General features: G+C 71.6%; 1 protein-coding gene. It reads right to left on the bottom strand.

Annotation, left to right across the window (positions count from 1 at the left end):
• Positions 1 to 26: 26 nt before the first annotated feature.
• Positions 27 to 2,332 (bottom strand): N-acetylmuramoyl-L-alanine amidase (locus ACFWEP_RS34150; RefSeq protein ID WP_387376125.1); only part of this gene is annotated, 2,306 nt, incomplete at its 5' end.

The following is a 2,332-nucleotide window of genomic DNA, read 5'->3' as shown; positions in this document are numbered from 1 at the left end:
CTGTCACATGTGGTGCGGTACGGGCGCTACTTGAGGTAGACGAGCCCGTCCGTGGTGACGGCGGGCCGGCCGCTCGTGCCGACCACGACCAGCTTCACCGTGTGCTTGGCGGCGGCCGGCCAGGTGGTCGTCCAGATCGCGTCGCGGTACTTGGTGGTGGTGGCCTTCAGGTCCACCGTGGCCGTCTTCTTGCCGTCCACGTAGACGTACACCTGCCCCGAGGTCGAGGCGCGCGAGACGACGAGCGCGGCCGACCGGCCGGTGAACGTCCAGGTCATGCTCGCGTTCTTGGCGCTGCTGGAGTACGACTTCCCGCCGAGGTAGCTCGTCGAGGACTTCGCCGTCCACGTACCCGTCCGGGTGGTGGAGGTCTCCTGGAGGATCACCGGGGTACCGGTCACGGAGGCGGCGGCGGTGTTGCCCGCGCGGTCGTACGCCGACATCTTCCAGGTCGTCGACACACCGGGCTTGGTGGTCTGGGCGGCGCTGGACGTCGTCGCCGTGTACGTCTTCGCCACCGGGGCGGTGAGCCGGACCTCCTTCAGCGCGATCCCGTCCGCGGCCTTCCACTTCAGGGTGACGGGCACGGCCGTGGTGCTGACCGTGCCGGCGCTCAGCGCCAGCGAGGGCTTGGTGGTGAAGACGGGGGCCGTCTTCTCGGCGACCACGGTCGCGGCGGCCGAGAGCGGTGCCACCTTGCCCGACATGTGCGTCGCCCGGACCTGCACCTTGTGGGTGCCGAGGGCGAGCGTCGCCGAGGCGGAGGTCGCGGTGCCGCTCGTGGTGGCGACGGACTTGCCGTCCACCAGCAGCTCGTACTTGGAGATCAGCGCGGACGGGGTGGTGGCCGTCCAGGAGACCTTCACGCCCGACTGCGTGTACGTCGTCGTGCCCGAGGTGCTGCTGCCGGTGACCGAGGAGATGGCCAGCCCGGTGACCGGACCCGCCGAGGCGGAGCGGATCGCGCCCAACTGCCCGTAGAGCGCGGTGCCGGGGCACTCGGTGTTGAAGCCGTCACGGTGACCGGAGATCTGGTTGAAGGTGTAGCTCTTCCCGGCGGTGTACGAGATGCCGGTGCCGCTGTCCTGGGTGGCGCCCGCGACCAGCGTCGTCCTGCCCGCCGGGTCGCCCTTGTACTGGCCGAGCTTCCACGCGGCGAGCCGGGCCACCGCCGTGGTCGCGGGGGTCGACGCCTTGGTGTCGGTGTACATGCCGATGACCGCGATACCGGCCGTCTCACGGTTGAAGCCGTAGGTGTGGGCGCCGAGCACCGGCTGGTCCACACCGCCCTTGCGGCCCTCGAAGATGGTGCCGCACTTGTCGACGATGAAGTTGTAGCCCAGATCCTTCCAGCCGTTCGACTGGACGTGGAAGGCGTGCAGGCTCCGCATGATGGCGGGGGAGTCCGCGCAGGAGTAGTTGTTGGTCTGCGCGGTGTGGTGCACGAACACGGCCTTGACGGAGGCCGTGTACTCCGGTGCCTCGTTGTTGAGCTTCTCGTCCGCGCCCCAGCCGGCCCGGCCGACGATCGGCGGCTTCGGCATCGTGGAGACCGGTGCGGGTGTCAGCGTCGGCGAGGGGGAGGCCGTCGTCGCGGACGGAGCCGGAGTGGTCGGTGTCGCGGTCGGTGCCGGAGTGGTGGGCGCCGCCGTCGTCGGGGTCGCGGTCGGCTCGCCGGTGTCCGAGCCGGACAGCGCGCCGGAGTCCGAGGTCTCCCCGGTCGCCGTGGGCCCGGGGGTCTCCGGGGTCTCCGAGGCCGACGTGGTGTCCGCCGGCGTGGGCTCCGCGCTCTCGCCGTCCTCGGCGAAACCTTCCTTCATGTCCTGCGCGTACGCGGCGGTCTCCGCGTCGAGCCCGGAGGTACCGGGGTCGACGGTGTCCAGGCGGAGACCGGCGGGCAGACCGGCCGAGGAAGTGCCCCCGGAGGTCACCCGGACCTCCACACCGTTCGATGCCCCGACCCAGCGCGGCTCGGTGGTGCCCCGCACACCGGGCTGACCGGTCTCGGTGCGCCCGTCCACGTCGGTCGCCAGCGGCAGCCAGCCGGTCCACTCGCCGGTCGCCACCGAGCGGGTGCGGGCCTCGACGGTGCCGGAGACCTTGGCCGCCGGGTCGGTCCAGGTGACACCCAGCAGGCTGAAGGGCTTGGTGTGCTTCTGCGTGAAGTCGGCGGTGGTCCCGTCCGCCGACACCTTGAGCTCGTTCGCGTGCACGTCGACCCGCGCCGGGGCGGACTTGGCGTCCACGCCCCCGCCGGTGCCGCCGGTGCCGTCGGTGCCGGAGACTCCCTGGAACACGAGGACACCCGCCACGGCTGCCGTCGCGACGGCAG

The organism is Streptomyces sp. NPDC060198 (assembly GCF_042728415.1).
Taxonomy (GTDB): domain Bacteria; phylum Actinomycetota; class Actinomycetes; order Streptomycetales; family Streptomycetaceae; genus Streptomyces.
This window is presented reverse-complemented; position numbering and strand designations above follow the sequence as displayed.